This window comes from Bacteroidota bacterium, assembly GCA_005882315.1.
Taxonomy (GTDB): Bacteria; Bacteroidota; Bacteroidia; order Chitinophagales; family Chitinophagaceae; genus VBAR01.
The window spans coordinates 612086-629128 of sequence record VBAR01000001.1; the positions used below are offsets into that span (position 1 = coordinate 612086).

At 36.7% G+C, this 17043-nt stretch carries 18 protein-coding genes; 11 read left to right on the forward strand and 7 right to left on the reverse strand.

The features are described 5' to 3' along the window. Window positions 1-29: 29 nt before the first annotated feature. From E6H07_02465 to E6H07_02475, 3 genes are all read left to right on the forward strand, one after another. Complete coding sequence (locus E6H07_02465) at window positions 30-848, forward strand: TerC family protein (GenBank protein TMI64798.1); 819 nt, start codon at window positions 30-32, stop codon at window positions 846-848. Window positions 849-941: 93 nt separating this feature from the next. Then, window positions 942-1781: a 1,4-dihydroxy-6-naphthoate synthase gene (locus E6H07_02470; GenBank protein TMI64799.1), complete on the forward strand. Its 840-nt coding sequence runs from the start codon at window positions 942-944 to the stop codon at window positions 1779-1781. A gap of 69 nt (window positions 1782-1850) precedes the next feature. Then, window positions 1851-3116 carry a hypothetical protein gene (locus E6H07_02475; protein ID TMI64800.1) on the forward strand — a complete coding sequence of 422 codons (1266 nt, stop codon included), beginning with the start codon at window positions 1851-1853 and terminating at the stop codon, window positions 3114-3116. Between the two features lie 3 nt (window positions 3117-3119). Here E6H07_02475 and E6H07_02480 read toward each other — a convergent pair whose 3' ends face one another. Together E6H07_02480 and E6H07_02485 are read right to left on the reverse strand one after the other, a co-directional pair. Continuing rightward, window positions 3120-3962: a 4-amino-4-deoxychorismate lyase gene (locus tag E6H07_02480; protein ID TMI64801.1), complete on the reverse strand. Its 843-nt coding sequence runs from the start codon at window positions 3960-3962 to the stop codon at window positions 3120-3122. Between the two features lie 5 nt (window positions 3963-3967). Continuing rightward, window positions 3968-4390: a hypothetical protein gene (locus E6H07_02485; protein TMI64802.1), complete on the reverse strand. Its 423-nt coding sequence runs from the start codon at window positions 4388-4390 to the stop codon at window positions 3968-3970. 322 nt (window positions 4391-4712) lie between these two features. On the opposite strand from E6H07_02485, the gene E6H07_02490 reads away from it, so the two are divergent. The 5 genes from E6H07_02490 to E6H07_02510 all read left to right on the forward strand — a co-directional run bounded on the left by E6H07_02490 (window position 4713) and on the right by E6H07_02510 (window position 8883). Next, window positions 4713-5312 carry a hypothetical protein gene (locus E6H07_02490; protein TMI64803.1) on the forward strand — a complete coding sequence of 200 codons (600 nt, stop codon included), beginning with the start codon at window positions 4713-4715 and terminating at the stop codon, window positions 5310-5312. Window positions 5313-5315: 3 nt separating this feature from the next. Then, window positions 5316-6044 carry a hypothetical protein gene (locus tag E6H07_02495; GenBank protein ID TMI64804.1) on the forward strand — a complete coding sequence of 243 codons (729 nt, stop codon included), beginning with the start codon at window positions 5316-5318 and terminating at the stop codon, window positions 6042-6044. Next, window positions 6025-6828 (forward strand): hypothetical protein, encoded by an 804-nt coding sequence (locus tag E6H07_02500; GenBank protein TMI64805.1) that lies wholly within the window; start codon window positions 6025-6027, stop codon window positions 6826-6828. Before E6H07_02495 ends, E6H07_02500 begins: the two co-directional genes overlap by 20 nt. Continuing rightward, entirely contained in the window at window positions 6828-7478 is a 651-nt protein-coding gene (locus E6H07_02505; protein TMI64806.1) for a response regulator transcription factor, read from the forward strand. The genes E6H07_02500 and E6H07_02505 overlap by 1 nt, the downstream gene beginning before the upstream one ends. 82 nt (window positions 7479-7560) lie before the next feature. Beyond that, window positions 7561-8883, forward strand: coding sequence for a hypothetical protein (locus tag E6H07_02510; protein TMI64807.1), 1323 nt, complete (start codon window positions 7561-7563; stop codon window positions 8881-8883). A 49-nt stretch (window positions 8884-8932) separates the two neighbouring features. On the opposite strand, the gene E6H07_02515 is transcribed toward E6H07_02510, so the two are convergent. The 4 genes from E6H07_02515 to E6H07_02530 all read right to left on the reverse strand — a co-directional run bounded on the left by E6H07_02515 (window position 8933) and on the right by E6H07_02530 (window position 13186). Next, window positions 8933-9613 carry a response regulator transcription factor gene (locus tag E6H07_02515; protein TMI64808.1) on the reverse strand — a complete coding sequence of 227 codons (681 nt, stop codon included), beginning with the start codon at window positions 9611-9613 and terminating at the stop codon, window positions 8933-8935. A gap of 512 nt (window positions 9614-10125) precedes the next feature. Further along, window positions 10126-11679, reverse strand: a complete 1554-nt coding sequence (locus E6H07_02520) for a T9SS type A sorting domain-containing protein (protein TMI64809.1) — start codon at window positions 11677-11679, stop codon at window positions 10126-10128. Between the two features lie 41 nt (window positions 11680-11720). Further along, the gene (locus tag E6H07_02525; protein ID TMI64810.1) at window positions 11721-12485 is read right to left on the reverse strand and encodes a class I SAM-dependent methyltransferase; all 765 of its coding nucleotides are present in this window, start codon (window positions 12483-12485) and stop codon (window positions 11721-11723) included. 44 nt (window positions 12486-12529) lie between these two features. Next, window positions 12530-13186: a response regulator transcription factor gene (locus tag E6H07_02530; protein TMI64811.1), complete on the reverse strand. Its 657-nt coding sequence runs from the start codon at window positions 13184-13186 to the stop codon at window positions 12530-12532. A gap of 1377 nt (window positions 13187-14563) precedes the next feature. On the opposite strand from E6H07_02530, the gene E6H07_02535 reads away from it, so the two are divergent. From E6H07_02535 to E6H07_02545, 3 genes are read left to right on the forward strand one after another with little or no spacing between them, the layout of a single operon-like run. Further along, the gene (locus tag E6H07_02535) at window positions 14564-14797 is read left to right on the forward strand and encodes a hypothetical protein (GenBank protein ID TMI64812.1); all 234 of its coding nucleotides are present in this window, start codon (window positions 14564-14566) and stop codon (window positions 14795-14797) included. Between the two features lie 19 nt (window positions 14798-14816). Continuing rightward, the gene (locus tag E6H07_02540) at window positions 14817-15650 is read left to right on the forward strand and encodes a two-component sensor histidine kinase (GenBank protein ID TMI64813.1); all 834 of its coding nucleotides are present in this window, start codon (window positions 14817-14819) and stop codon (window positions 15648-15650) included. 58 nt (window positions 15651-15708) lie between these two features. After that, entirely contained in the window at window positions 15709-16359 is a 651-nt protein-coding gene (locus tag E6H07_02545) for a response regulator transcription factor (protein TMI64814.1), read from the forward strand. 24 nt (window positions 16360-16383) lie between these two features. Here E6H07_02545 and E6H07_02550 read toward each other — a convergent pair whose 3' ends face one another. After that, window positions 16384-17040 carry a CoA transferase subunit B gene (locus E6H07_02550; protein ID TMI64815.1) on the reverse strand — a complete coding sequence of 219 codons (657 nt, stop codon included), beginning with the start codon at window positions 17038-17040 and terminating at the stop codon, window positions 16384-16386. Between the last annotated feature and the right edge of the window lie 3 nt (window positions 17041-17043).

Here is a 17043-nt window from a genome sequence, read left to right on the forward strand (position 1 = left end):
AATAATTATTAATTACTAATTCAAATCAGATGGAACATTTATTTACTTCAGAAAGTATCATTAGTTTTCTTATACTCGTTGTACTTGAGGTCGTACTTGGTATCGATAATGTAATTTTTGTAAGCATCATTATGGGGCGGTTGAAGAACCGTGAAGATGAAAAAAGAGCCCGTCGTATATGGATGATCACTGGCATTATTTCACGTTGTTTGCTATTGTATGGCTTAAGCTGGTTGCTTAAACAAAAAGGGAAAGAACTTATTCCGGAATCATGGCTTGGAAAAGGTTTTGACCTGGCCAGTATTATCATGTTGCTGGGAGGGTTGTTCTTAATATGGAAATCAGTAAAAGAAATTCATGCAAAGCTGGAAGGTGAAGATCCGAATGTAGAAATGAAAAAAGGAAAAGGTCTTTCACTGACACAAGCCGTTGCACAAATAATGATCATTGATGCTGTGTTTTCCTTTGACAGTGTGATCACAGCCGGCGGTACTGCCAAACATGTAGAAATAATGATTGCTGCTGTAGTAGTAGCTATGATCGTAATGTTTTTATTCAGTCCTGCTATCTCTTCTTTTGTACATAAACACCCGACCATAAAAATGCTGGCACTTTCATTTTTGGTAATGATAGGCTTAAGCCTCGTCATTGAAGGATGGGATCATGAACAGGCAGATAAGCTTCACCTGAAAAATTATATTTATTTCGGTATGGCCTTTTCATTTGGCGTAGAAATGCTGAATATGACCATGCGAAGCAGGGCAGCAAGAAATAGAGCAAATGTTGTGAAGCTGAATGAACCTCATCTTGAAAAAAAAGATGACAATCTTTCTGATGAGGCGCATTAATTAAAGCATAGCCTATAGCAGCAGGTTGCATTATTCAGTAATAACTTAGAAATAAGAGAACCCTGTTTATCTTTGCCGGAATTCAAATAAATAATGAAACTCACCCTCGGCTTTTCCCCCTGTCCTAATGATACATTCATCTTTGATGCACTGATCAATAAAAAAATTGATACAGAGGGATTGGAGTTTGATGTTATGCTGGAAGATGTAGAAACACTTAATCAATGGGCATTACAAGGAAAACTTGATATTACTAAACTTAGTTTTCCTGCATTTTTTCAATCACTGGATAAGTATGTGTTGCTGAATAGTGGGAGTGCATTAGGAAAAGGAGTAGGGCCACTTTTAATATCGGAGAACGAACAAGAAATTTCGAATATTGAATTAAGCAGTATTGCAATACCCGGGTTGAATACAACAGCAAACATGTTGCTTGGTTTTGCATTTCCGTATGCAAGGAATAAAAAGCCGATGTTATTTTCAGAAATTGAAGATGCTGTGCTTGCTGGTAAAGCTGATTTAGGAGTTATTATTCATGAAAACCGTTTTACCTACCAACAAAAAGGACTGCATAAAGTGATGGACCTTGGTGAATACTGGGAAGACAAAATGAAAATGCCGATACCATTAGGTGGAATTGCCGTTCAAAGAAATATTGATGCCGAAATTCAGAAAAAGATCGATGACCTGATCCGTAAAAGCCTTGAGTATGCGTTTACAAATTATCCATTGATCACGGATTATGTAAAGAAGCATTCACAAACGATGAGTGAAGATGTAATGCGGCAGCATATTGAGTTGTATGTAAATAATTACTCAGTTGATTTGGGCGTTGAAGGCAAAAAGGCAATTTCAGTGCTGTATAAAACTTTTCATCAATTGAATTTGTCAGGCAATCTTCGCCTCTCAGAACGTGAACTCTTCCTTTCATAAAATGTGATAGTGATGGACAACTGAATGCCCTACCTTGCATTCCAGGTATTTTTAACCATACATCCAACTATGAAACTCAGAATTACTGCAGTCTCCTTTTTAGTCCTTCTTTTTTATATAAATGCCGGGGCACAAACCAGCCGCCTAAAAGTATTTATAGATTGCCAATCCGGTTGTGATATGAATTATATACGCACAGAAATAAATATTGTTGATTTTGTGCTTGACAGGCTGGCAGCAGATGTACATGTATTAATTACCGATCAAAATACGGGCAGTGGAGGCGATAAATATCAATTGATCTTCTTCGGCCAAAATAGTTTTAAACAAATGGCAGATACTATTTATTTTGATAACGCAGCAAACAATACCGATTTTGAAGAAAGAGATCTATTGCTAAAATACCTGAAACTAGGCCTTACTCCTTTTATTACTAAAACAAATATGGCTCAGTATATCACTGTTCAGATGAAAACAGAAAAGATCAAGGATGAAACAAAAAAAGATTCAACGCAATCAAAAAAAGACCCTTGGAATTACTGGGTTTTTAATACAAGTATAAATGGCTCAGGAAGTGCAGAGGAATCCTTTGAAAACTCAAATGTAAATGGCGAATTGTCTGCTGTTCGGATAACAGAGGAATCAAAAATTGGTTTTCAACTTGAAGCGGGAAAAGAAAGATCATCTTATGAGTATAAAGATGATTCCGGATTTTTACAAAAAGATATTTTTAAAAATGAGAATTATACTTTCACTCAATACCTGATAAAGTCTATTGACGATCATTGGTCATGGGCTTATGAACTTGAATTATCCAGGAATACTTTTTCAAACAACAAACAACGAACACAACTCTCCTTCGGAATTGAGTATGACATTTATCCGTACACACAAGTAAATACCAAATATTTTACGATCAGTTACCAACTTGACGTACGTCGTAATAATTATTTTGATTCAACACTATACGATAAAACAAAAGAAACACTAGCCGGGCATGGAATTGAAAGCTCTGTTTCATTTAATCAAAAATGGGGAAACATTCAATTTGGCCTAGAGTATCATAACTATTTTCATAACTGGAAGCTTTTTAACCTGCAGGCAAATTGCGGAATGGAGATCAGGATAACAGGCGGGTTATCATTTTTTGTTTTTACAAATGCTGAATTGATCCGCGATCAAATCTTTTTGCCCAAGGAAGGAGCTACTCCACAGGAAGTGCTTACCCGCCAACGACAAATTGCATCTGGTTATTCTTTATCAGCGCATTTTGGTATCAATTACCGGTTTGGCTCCAAGCTGAATAATTTTGTCAACCCACGTTTCTTTCGTTAAGAATTATTTACTTAGTTGCTTTATAAATGAGTCGTAGATTTTTTGGATAAGACTATAGGGGTATTCTTTTTCTCTAAACTGCTTTACCCATCTTATTCCATATACTGCGTTTGTAAGAAAGGCTTCTTCTGCATTTTCAAGATCATCGGCAGCACATTGCTGTTCCGTTATTCTGTATCCCGCCTCAGGCAACTTATTCAATAAGTATTTTCTCATTACCCCGGCTACACAGCCCTCACTTAAAGCAGGTGTATAAACTACTTTATCTTTTATCCAGAAAATATTTGCAATAGAAGCTTCGCAAATGCGACCATGTTGATTCATCACTAAAGCATCGTTTAGCTTATTTTCTTTTGCAAACCGTGCAGCCATCACATAATGAAGATAACTGGTCGATTTCAGGTTGCTGAACTTATCACAACTTTTAACAGCATCTGGGTAAATATCAATTATGAACCCGTTTTCATTTAGCCGGTTGACATTTTCATCAGCAGGAATACATTCAATCGTGTATTGTAGTTTATCATCACAATCGTTTAGACCTCCTTCTCCCCTGCTCACAGTAAGTCTTATCCGTGCAAGCTGTGTACAATTATTTTTTTCTGCAAGCTGGTAAATCTCATCCGTAATTTTTTTTTCGGAAAATAATACAGGCACCCGGAAACCGGGCACCTGCATGCTGTAAAACAATCTTTCGAAATGAAACTTTAATAAGTTGATCTTTCCGTTTACCATCTTCATCGTTTCAAATAATCCATCGCCGTAGCGGTAACTATGATTGGAAACGGAAAGGGACGGATGTAAAACCTCAAATAACTTTCCGTTATGGTTAAAATAATTTTTCACTTTTATTAATGGGCAAAGGGTGCATTTAATACATAAGCCAGCAGGCAAATATGCGTAATAACCAGTAATAATTTAGCGATAAAGCAAACCAGGCTTACCAGGCGTTTAGCTTTTTTTGCACGGTGCATATGAAAATGATGATGCCTGCCATCCTCATCACTATGTGCTTTTTTAGTACCCGCTTCTTTAGGAGGCATACTATCTTTTTCATGATTACTCCTGTTTTGACTGGGCTTGGCGGGATTATTTGATTTTGAAGACTGAGCAGGTTGTTCTGCTTTTTCAGTATTTGCTTCATACTGAAGCTGGATACTTTTGCTTTCAGTTTTTACTTTTTTTACTGATGAACCAGCTGCATTTGCAGTGCCGGAAAAGAACATTGAAGCAAGAACCAGGAGACTAACGGTGATGATGATTTGAGGTTTCATTGTTTTTGTTTTACAACTCAAATCTGGCCCCATGCAAGGGGGTAAAACAAGGTAGGAACTGCGCAAAATGAATATCAGGAGATACTACGCTGGCAAGGCTTTCAGCGGAACGATAAACTGCTTATACCTCGTGAACAGTGTTAGTGCTGGAGTATGAAAAGGGGGCTACGTACTTGTACGTATTTTTAAAAATCCGCAGAAATACGCTAGCTTTTGACTCGCCGCAATTTGATATTTGGATTCTTATAATTAAATTAGGTATGAATATCCCGCCTGTTGAAGCTTACCCTTTCTCCATTTATTCACCTAAAAACTATTTGTTATGAAACAAAACAATTTTTTAAAGGGTAAAGGAATATTTCCCCTTACACTGTTAATTATTTTTTCAGTTATTATCGCATTCAGATGTGTTGATCGTTCTGCTCCTGAGGCAGGCGGTGGCGCGGCGGCGATAACAGCTGCACCTGTTAAAGCAGCATTTCATCATTTAAGGATGGACAAAAGCTTTGTTGTGAATTCGCTGGACATGGGCTCGTCAGATTTTAAAAAATTGCTCTTTGGTTACAGGGTAAATGATTACAATCATTTTCCTGACAGTCTTACCCTGGCTGCATATGCCGCAAAAAACAATTCTGTGATAACTGTGAATCAGCCTTATGTGTTGAGTATTTTGCCTGAAGCTGATAGCTTACTGACAGATCTTACATTTTCAACCCTAGAATTAAACAAAGCTAAGCTAACCGATCTGGTTGGTCCAAATGGCACAAGCGTTACCTACGACTATTTAGTATTTATACCTTATGTGAAAGATTCTGTCGGCAAAAAGTTTTTGTCATATCGTGTAGATTTTAGACCCAGGCCAGGTGGGGGAGCCGGTAATCCTCAGGAAACAAATCCTTGTCCGCCATTCAAACCTGATTAAAAAATGGATTGGCTAACAGAAATAATAGATTGGTCAGAGGTATGGGCTACGCTCATACCTCTGATTATTTTTTTTATCAGGCGCCCCAATGCTCCATGGATAAAATCTATGGTAACTTATTTGTGTGTGTTACTTGCTATTTCTTTAGTGGTAGACATAACATGGAAACATAAAACCCTTGAAATAGAAGATTGGACAAAAAAGGTTTTTAGTTTTTTATTTCACGGCCCAAATAAGGATTTTAATAATGCAATTTTCTATAACATTCTGTCTTCAGCACGGCTCATTTTAATAACCTGGTTTTTTATCGTTATTAACAAGAGCTACAAAAAAATTCAATTAGCAATTGCAGTACTATTTTTAGTTTTTGTAGTTATAAACTTCTGTTTTTTTGAAAACATAAATGAAGATTTCAGCAGCAGGTTATTTTCAATAGAAGCAGGTATCATTTTATTATATTGTCTTCTTTTTATTTATCATGTAAACCTGAGCGACGAAATCGTTTCAATAACATCATTGTCTGAATTCTGGGCTGTAACAGGTTTTACGTTATATGCAGCTATCAATTTTTTTATTTTTATGTTCTTCCAGTATCTTATTAAAGCCGCCAAGGAGGCATTCGCAATTGATATCTGGAATGTTCATAATATCAGCTATATCGTTTTAAATCTTTTTATTGCTTTTGCCATTTTTAAAGCAGAAAAAACAAATAATGCAACCAGTGTTAATTGATATAACAAACATGATAACTGTAGGGATAGCCTCGATGTTATTATTTGCTGCCGGTTTTTTGCTGATAATTGTTGTAAACCAGAAAAAGAAATGGATTTTACAAAAACAGATGAGCCACCTGAAAGAAAGCCAACAGAACATGCTGATTGAAGGCGCCATTAAAAGCGAGGAGACTGAGCGGCACCGGATTGCTGAGCAATTGCATGACGAAGTAGGGGCAATTTTATCATCAGCCAGGCTCCATTTTTCCAATATCAAAACAAATGCGCTGGATGAAACGGACAACCAGCTACTCGATAAATCCAAGCTGTTGCTTGATGAAGGTATTCAGAAAGTCAGAAGTATTTCGCATAACCTTCACAGTACCTTATTAAAAGAATTCGGGCTGAACGATGCCATTACACATTTTGTAAACAAAACCGTACAGGGATCACTGATCAATACAGAACTTCAGCTTGATGATTCACAACTGGTATTAAATCAGCAGACAGAGATCGGCATCTATCGTATTGTGCAGGAATTATTAAATAATTTACTTAAACATGCAAAAGCTACTAACATAAAAATTGAGTCGCATGCAGCGGATAACATCTTGCAGCTTAAATTAACTTACAATGGAAATGGTTTGAGTCAGGAAGAATTTGAAACGTTGCGGTATAAACCTGAAGGCCTGGGTCTTAAAAATATAATGAACAGAATAATTCTGCTTAAAGGTAATATCCGCTATGAAAAATTCTCTTCTGAAAACAGCATAACACTAACAATACCCATAATGACTGAATAATGGAAAAAATCAAAATCGCAATAGCAGATGATTATAAAATTTTCAGGGAGGGTTTAAAAATCAGCCTAGCTGCAGATACTGATATTGAATTTCTGCATGAGGCAGATAACGGCGAAGATCTTATCAGCAATATAGAAAAGCAGCTACCAGATGTAGTGCTGATGGATTTGAAAATGCCTATAATGGATGGCATGGAAGCCACCCAGGTAATCAGGAAGAAATATAGTGACATTAAAATACTGGTGGTGTCAATGTATGATGATGATAAGTTTATCATTCATTTGATGGAAATAGGAGCCAATGGATACTTGCTAAAAAATTCCGAACCAGACGAAATAAGAAAAGCAATTCACTCTGTGGCAGAAAATGGCTATTACTTTAATGATCTCGTAAATAAAGCGTTGTTGAAAAAATTGGTTCTTAAAAATAATATTAAACCTTCCTTTAATGAAAATGTTGAACTGACGGAAAGAGAAATGGAAGTACTCAAACTTATCTGTGAAGAAAAAACTGCTGTAGAAATTGCCAAAGTGATTTTCCTGAGTCCACGATCTGTTGAAGGAATACGCCAAAGGCTGATTGACAAAATTGGTGTCAGAAATACAGCTGGGCTTGTAATGTTTGCCGCAAAAAACAATATCGTCAGCTAAATCTTTATCCTATCTGTTTTACTGCAATTACCAGTATTGAATATAAGTAATCTGATTTTATAAATAATAACCGGTAATCAACATGAAAAAAATTACACTTGCAATTTGCTTGTTTATCAGCATTGCCAGCAACTCACAAATAGCTCAAATATTCAGTAACACTACTGATACAGGTTTTGTTGCCCAAGTCGTCGATTCTACAATTATTGTTAAGCAGAATATCAGTATCAATATAAATAAGATTAAAACGCAAGGCAACGATACATTGAGAATACAATTACCGGGAATAACTACACCTGTTCAAATTATAAAAACCAGGCAGTCTATAAATAATACTCTCAATAGTTTTGAATGGTTTGGGGAAATTCAAGGCTCTCCTAACAGTTTTGTGTTATTTACTACAGTAGGTTCCGCAGTTGCCGGTTATATTCGGGATAATAATAAAATTTACCGGGTGCAGTATAAAGGAAATAATGTACATCAAATCGCCTCTATTAATAATAAATACGCCAAGCCCGACAAAGTAATGCATAGAGGATCAATTGTGGACAGTTCATACACAACTGACACAGCATCTTGCTGCGATACTACCAAAGAAGTAGATGTGTTGGTTGTTTACACTGTAGAAGCTGGTCGTGCAGCGGGAGGAACTGATGGAATGAACGCAACAATAGATCTCTGTATTGAGTTATCAAATCAAAGCTATATCAACAGCGGGATCAACGTGAGACAAAACTTGGTGCATACAGAAGAAATAAATTATGCTGATCAGAATAATGCTGAAACAAATTTAAGCCGGATAACGAGTAATCCAGGAGGAATATTTAATAATGTTTATACTTTGCGCAATACATACAGTGCGGACATTGTCGTAATGATGGTCAACATGATGTATGGTTACTCTGGTATAGCTAATGTAATGACTACTAATACCGTTGCTTTTGAAAGCAACGCCTTTGCAATAGTCACATACGGTGTATCAGCCAGTAATTTGGTGTTCACTCATGAAGTCGGACATTTATTTGGAGCCGGGCATGAAACCTGTGACGCAGACTGGAGTGGCCTTTACAATTACAGCCATGGACATGTTGGTGCAAATTATAATACCGTTATGGCAGGCTCTCCTAATTTTAATAGAATTGAATATTGGTCCAATCCTGATATTAATTATCCTGCAGATGGTTTACCTACAGGGATATCATCTGGTCCTTGTCTATCATACAATGCATTGACATTAAACAATACTATTAATACAGTTAGTAAATTCAGATGTAGGGAAGGGAGTCTTTGCAAAAAGCCACGCAAATGGTATTCCTGCTGGCTATTATGGTTAAGTATAGCACTCGCATCAGTTATATTTATATGTTGGTATTTGTATAAAAGAAGAAGAAGACCAAGTCTATAAAATAAAATGCCACCTCATCGGTGGCATTTTATTTTATAAACAATTAGCTTCATTGATGAGGTTGTTCTACAATACCCGCTTTTACTGCATACATCACCAGGCCGGCCATTGATTTGGTACCTGTTTTTGTTTTCAGTTTATCACGGATAGCTTCAATAGTACGGGGGCTTAGGTCTACAATATCAGCAATTTCCTTTGTACTCTTTTCGTCACACATCAGTTTCAGGATAGTGATCTCTTTTTCACTCAGGTGTACATCCTGTACAGAAGGTGATGAAGAGGCTGGCTTATTACGCAAACCACTGAGCAATGCTTTATTCGTAAGATCGTTGAAGAAAAACTCATTTTCTGTTACCCCGCGGATGGCTTCATAGATACCTTCTGCGCCTGCTTCTTTAGTCAGGTAAGAGTTGGCACCTACTTCCATCATCCGGCTGATGATAGAATGATCATTATTCATAGAGAGCATGATCACTTTTACATTTGGGTATAATCTTTTTATTTCTGGTAAGGTGGCAAAGCCATCCATTACAGGCATCATAATATCCAGCAACACTACATCGGGCTGAATATGCTTTAATAAATTAAGCAGCTGCATTCCGTTTTCGGCTTCAGCTACCATTTGAATGTCTTTGCGGGAAGAAAGTGCAGTTTTCACGCCGGTGCGGAAGATCGTATGATCGTCGGCAATAGCAACTCTGATAACAGTGTTTGATTCTGGGCTTTTCATTTTGATTGGATATTATAATTGTTACAAATAAGAAATCTATCTGAGTGCAAGTTGAAAAAACTCTGCAACATATACCATAGGGGAAGTACGCAATTTCAATTATGCAGAAACTACCCCACGGTAAACAACTTATACTCGTTACATTTTATAATTCGGAAAACTACGATAGCCACAGTAGAATCCGAGAACTTTAAAAGGAGCAGTTATCCTCTTGTTAACATATGGTCCGGCTATTAGTTTTGTCGCAGAAAGTTGATTGATACGGATGAATCGTTTTCTCCTATCCAATGTCCTAAACCGTCCAGAAAAGTTATTTCCAAATCCTTAGAAAGACCAAAAACGACACTCTCCCATCAATCAACTTTTCTTTTTACCAGCTAAACCTTGAGCCCCGTTTTTAAAATCCGAACTAACTGAGAGGAAATCATACAACAGAAATTTTTTTCATAACAGTAACAGAATAATAATAGAAAAAAATCCCGCCAGTGGCGGGATTTTTAATTTTAATGAGTTTAATGTTGTACGACTAGCTTATCCGTATATAATGCTTCTGACGTTTTAAGATATATATTATATACACCTGCCTGTAAACGCTGAGCAGGAATATTTACAAAATACAGGTGTGTTATTTCTTTCTCATACACTTTACGACCATCCATGCTCCAAATACTTACAATACCTTTTTTATGTTGTTCTGGATTTTCGAACTGAATAAATGACTGAACAGGATTTGGGAAAACTTTCAAACGCCTGACTATAATATTTGGATCATAAGTTGGCGTAGTAAGTAATGTACTATCAAGTATCAGGTTTTCATCCCCGGTTTGATAAGCTGTAAAAGCAAAATAGACCAGCATCATTTCATCTGTTGTCGCCTCACCAAGGTTTACTGTTTGTGGCGGATTATTGGGATTATGTGGATTAGACGATGTATTATTATATGTAGCAGATGCCTTCAGGGTGGTGCCCCCGTTTATCACTACCGGCTTTTGAAAGTAATAAGAACCCTGCCAGTGAAAATCCCAATGTGGGATATCTATCAATCTTACTGTATCTCCATTTGATTTGTTAGCCCAAACTTTTACAGACTCAGCGATAAGATGCATATGCGGCGCAACCGATAATACACTTGCATTATAAATAGTGGGAATCGTGAATTGCTCATTAAAAGTTCGTGTAGTGTTTGGAGGGATGGCTAATGGTCCGTTGGTGAGTACAGGTGAGTAATGATACAGAATTGGTTCTATACGAACTTCCCTTGGTGAAGGATTACTGTTATAGTATAATTTCAATTTAGTACTGTCTAATTGTCCATTGCTACCAGCGGGATAATGTATCTGCATCACCAGATCCGAATTAGGATAAATTTTTCTTCCGAATTGTACCGGAGACTTTCGTACTACACTGCCGGGCACCCATGCATCGAGTAATACAGCACTACTCACTCCAATGCCACCAAAGCTTACATAGCCGGGACCCGGTGATGCATTATCCAATTGCTGTGCAGCATGACCTACAGTTGTATCCTGGTATAATAATACATGATGTACGATTGAATTATTACCCGGGACTATTTCGGCTGCAGAAATATATTTTCCATTTGTTAAACGCAATGGCAAAACAAAACATTGATAAATATCATTTGTAGAAGCACTGCTTGTATAGTTTGGAATTTTTAAAACAGTATCAGCTGTACCGAGTTGGTTGGTAACCGGCGGCGGTTGTGCAGGTGCATTTGCTAGATTTCCGGATGGTGCTCCAGCATTCACCCAATTTACTATTGTACTTATTTGTGCAGTTGTCAATGCCCGCGCATCAGTAAAATGTAGATAGTTATCATCGGGTGGCCAAGGAGGCATATGTTTAGCAGCTACTGCTGTACTGATCGAGTTTCTGTAATTGAATGCATCAGTATAAGTAAGTAATGAAAACGGGGCAATGCTATTCGGACGATGGCAGCTCACACATTTTGAATAGAGAATCGGCGCAACATTATCTGCCCATGTTTGAGAAAAGGAATTAATAGAAATGAATCCAGTAATAATTATAAGGGATACTCTTTTCATTGAAAAAGTCAAACTCTAAAATAATAAATTCAAACCGGGATTCAGCTTCTCTGCGCCACGATGTATGCACGGGGTTCACCGAGGGTAAACTTTTTCCTGCCTGGAATACTAAATACTTCGGTCATCTTCATACCGCTGTTTGCTAACATGGTTTCTATTTCATTCATACTCCAGATATAATCTACACTTTGTTTTATCTCAGTAGTTCCGTCCGGTGCTATTATCTGGTGTTCAGTTTCTATCCTATTAGGTGAAAAAAGAAATTTACTATCAACCAAAAATTTTAGATCACCATTCATGCTCCATGCTTTTTCCTTAAAACTTTTTACTGCGATCTCCATAATTGACCACGTGTTAATCAGAAAATATCCGCCGGGATGCAGGTGAGCTGCAATTTTTTTGAGCAATTGCAGCACTTCATCTTTATGAAAAAACTGGATACTGTTGCCCATACATATTACCAAATCAAAGTTTCCTTCAGGCTCATACAGGATCACATCACCTAAGACAGGGTGCACGGGTAAATTTTCTGCTTCAGCATTATTCCTTACTTCATTGATATAATCTGGAAGATTGTCAACTGCTGTAACTTCTATTCCTTTTCCTGCCAATGCAAGTGAGTGGCGGCCATATCCACACATCAAATCAAGGACACGGCTGCCAGGCTGCAATTTAAAATACTGCAACATAAAATCCGTTTCCTTAACAGTCAGTTCATCTGGAATAATAGATTTCCAGATTTTTTTATAATGACCATCGAAATATGTGTCGTTGATATTGCTCATTATATATTGCCATGCAGGCAATGAATTATTTTAAGAAAAATTATCTAGAGGGTTCCCACAGAGTGTTATTCAAGCAACTTATTTCTCATACCATACATTACTAATCCTGCAATTGTTTTGGCTCCCACTTTCTGTTTCATATTCTGACGAATGGTTTCGATAGTGCGGGGACTTAAGAAAACTTCTTTTGATATCTCTTCTGTCGTTTTATCCTCTGCAATCAGTTTCAGTATCCGCATCTCCTTATCATTAAATTTAACAGGATTAGGATAAAACTGTCTTACATTTTTTTTATGCTGTAGTTTCAGCAGTACTGCCTTATTCACCAGGTCGTTGAAATAAAAATCATCGTTCATACAAGTGAGTATGGCCTGGTAAATTTCTTCAGGGTCGGTGGTTTTTGTAAGATAAGCGTTGGCTCCCATCTCCATCATCTTTGTTATCATCTCCTGGTCATCATACATGGTGAGTACAATAATTTTAAGCACTTCGTACTCCTTTCGAATCATACTAATAGCATTGATACCGTCAATCTCCGGCATTCGAATATCCATCAGTATAACGTCTGGTAACTTAATTTTAAGCTTATGCATCAGGTCTCTGCCATCTTCTGCCTCCCAAAGTATTTTCAGGTATTCTTTGTCTTTCAGGGCCATCCGGATTCCATCACGAAAGATTTTGTGGTCATCAGCAATGGCAAGCTTAATTAGTTGATCACTCATAGGTAGACTGGTTTTCAGTTAAATAAGAACACTCATTTGAGTAAAAGTACCCGAAAATATTCTGAATTGTGCAGGTTAGGAAAAAAAAGGACTCACAGATGTGGAGAAGGCAGGGCATCAGAATGAAGTTAGAGGTGTGAATTATGCTTTTATTCAGATCTCTTATTCCCTGTTTCGCTTCATCTAATTAGTTTATAGAGCAAGTAAATGACTTTAGAAAACAATTAGTTGGCGCTTTAATTATGCTGAGCATAGAATTGATCATGTGTTCATCATTCATCGTAATATTTCATCAAGCTATGGTGTATTTTCATTTTTATATAAGAAAGAATACGAATTGAATGATAAAAAGCGAGACGATTAAAAAGGTAATTAATCCTATTGGCTGCGGTAATTAGAGAAATATCTTTGCTTAAGATTTCCAGCAAATCAGTTGCATAAGTTTATATAATTACTTGGGATAATTTTCTAAACAAGTAATTATCAATTAGAACTGAGTATATTTTTAAATAAAAGCGTTAATTTCTTCAGCTATACTTTTTCCCCACCTGTTGATAATCTTTCAATTCACGTTATTTTTCTACGAAAAATTACTATTTTTATAACCGTAATTTTACGTGTTTTTTATGCGTATTATACGAATTGAGGTATAGTAATTAAACTAAGTAGAATAACCCGAAAACCTTGCTACAAGAGGGTTTAGCAATCCTTCAATCAATGCCTATAAATATCAGTAGCAAAGGGTGCAAAAACTTACAATTTTTGGTTATTCGAATATTCGATTACGTTCTAAATGTTACTGTTATGAAAAGTTCAATCAAAAGACAAAGACCCGAAGAAGTTGTTGATGCAATCTTCGTTTGGGAGGACTAATTCTGTTTATTTCAGAATGTATTAAAGCATTCTCAAAAGGTTTTCTATTTTTGGACAAAATCCAAAGCCATAGAAGACCTTTTGTATTATATACTGGTTTACTCATTTCTTGTACCGATAATCGTTTATCTGGTTCTTTTAAAAAGGATCACCGATAAAAGAATACTTGTATTAGTTTTTTATTCAATTGCAATTTTTACATTTCTCTTTTTTGATCCTCCGCTTAAACAAAGCCTAAAAAACGCTATTTATACAATTATCGAATTTTCTTTCTTTGCTTTACTAATATTTCAACAACTTAAGAATAGGAATAATAAGACTCTGTTACTTGTACTTTCTGTTCTTTTTATTGCAATTCAAATCATTCATTTCTTAACAGTTAAAAAAACAAGACTAGACTCTATACCAATAGCTATAGAAACAATTTTTATCTTCTTCTTTATCTTTTTATACTTCCAGGAGCTGTTAAAGAATTCTAATCCAATACTTAGTAAAAATTATTTCTTGTGGATTGCAATCGGCATCCTGATTTATTTAGGTGGTTCATTCTTTATTTATATCCTTGCAAATAACCTAGAGTATAAAGAATTGATTCAATTTTGGTTCATTACTTATATTGTTGAGTTAATTAAAAATGCATTATTTATTGTTGCAATGATATTATTTGCAAAAAATCGATCGGATAATAAGCAATCATCATCACAAAACCCTTTACCAAACCTCGATTTCACCCTTTAAACCCTAACTGCCAGCCATCATGTACCTTTTTACTAATTTGCTTGGAGTATCCGGACTTACCCTCATCATGCTGTTGGGTACTGCAGGTATGCTGGTATTATGTATTACAGTCATTTACTTTTTCATCATGCATAACAGGAAAATAACCGGCTATCACAGGCACCTGCTGGATGTAGAAAGCAATCACCAAAAACAATTGCTTAGCGCTTCAATAAAGATGCAGGAAGAAGAAAGAAAAAGATTGGCGGCCGATCTGCATGATGATGCCGGCCCCTTGCTGGCTACTGTAAGACTTTATCTGAATGAGAACCTCATCAACCAAGATAAAAGTTCACAACTACAAAGCATTATTCAGGCAAGGCAGATCATTGATGATACCATTTCGCTTATCCGTAATATCAGTCATGACCTGATGCCTCCTACACTTAAGAATTTCGGCTTAGAATCAGCGGTAAATGACCTGATATCAAAAATAAGCGGTTCGGGTTCGGTAAATGCGAGTAGCCGTTTTCATGATTACCGTGAAAGATTGAAGCCGGAGAAAGAACTGGTGGTATTTAGAATTGTGCAAGAACTTATCAATAATATACTGCGTCATAGTGGTGCCAGTTTTATACATGTAACGCAGAATGTAATGAATGAAAAGTTTTACCTACGTATCCACCACGACGGACACGGTCTTGAGCAGGACACCTTTGAAAAGCTTAGTAAAACAAATACAGGCCTTGGATTAAAGAATATCAAGAGCCGTGTAAACCTACTACAGGGTAGTGTATTCTTCGAGAAGGATATTTCGAAAACCTACTATAAAATGACACTGGAAATGCCCAAAGATGAGCCGTGGAAAGACTAGATTGGCCGCATTATTGCGGTAATTTGCTACCTTTATAGACCCAATATCTGATTAACTTATGAGCACAATCCGTGTAGCTATAGCCGATGACCATAAAATTTTCCGCAAAGGTGTTACACTTTCATTGCGTCCCTACACGAATATCAAATTTGTATTGGAAGCTGAAAATGGCGAAGATTTACTTAACGGGTTAGCCGAAGCGCAACCTGATGTTGTATTGATGGATTTACGTATGCCTGGTAAGGACGGCATTGAAGCAACCAAAACAATAAGCAAACAATTTCCGGGAATAAAAGTACTGGTGTTGAGCATGTATGAAGATGAGCGGTTCGTTTTTCATATGATGGAAAACGGTGCTAATGGCTACCTCCTGAAAAATTCAGAACCACAGGAAATACGCCGAGCTATTATGGATGTATTTGAAAAAGGTTATTACCTCAATAATTATGTCAACCGAATTTTGCTGAAACGTTCACATGCCCGTAATAAAACAATTCCCAACCTGAACAGCGAAATAACGCTGACCGATAAAGAAAAAGATGTACTACGATTTATCTGCATGGAATTTACTGCCCAGGAAATAGCGCAGAAAATGGAAATCAGTGCAAGAACAGTTGAATCAATTAAAGACAGATTGATGGAAAGATTTGGAAGCAAGAATACAGCCGGTCTTGTATTTTTTGCAGTTAAGAACAACCTGATAGAATAACCCCAAATCTATTGGCTCACTATTCTAGAATTTCATCTCAGGAATATCTCCTTCTATAATCAGCCTTCCGGCAGTTTTACTTTTTATTTCTTCAACAGAAATTCCCGGTGCTCTTTCAATCAACTTAAAACCATCAGCTGTAACATCGAGTACTGCCAAATCACTTACAATCATCTTTACGCATTTCACTCCTGTAAGTGGTAATGTACATTGAGGTAAAAGTTTTGATTCGCCTTTAGGATTGGTATGCATCATTGCTACAATAATATTTTTTGCACTTGCCACTAAATCCATTGCACCGCCCATTCCTTTTACCATTTTGCCGGGTATTTTCCAGTTAGCAATATCTCCTTCATCACTTACTTCCATTGCACCGAGTACAGTTAAATCAACTTTACCTGCACGGATCATCCCAAAACTCATAGCACTATCAAAAAAAACAGAGCCGGGTATTGTTGTAATTGTTTGCTTACCGGCATTTATTAAATCAGGATCCTCTTCCCCTTCAAAAGGAAACGGCCCCATACCCAATAATCCATTTTCACTTTGCAGAATAACATTTACTCCGGCAGGAATATAATTAGCCACCAAAGTTGGAATACCAATACCAAGATTTACATAATACCCATCTTTTAGCTCCCGGGCTATCCGGTGTGCTATTTGTTCTTTAGTCAGTGGCATGAT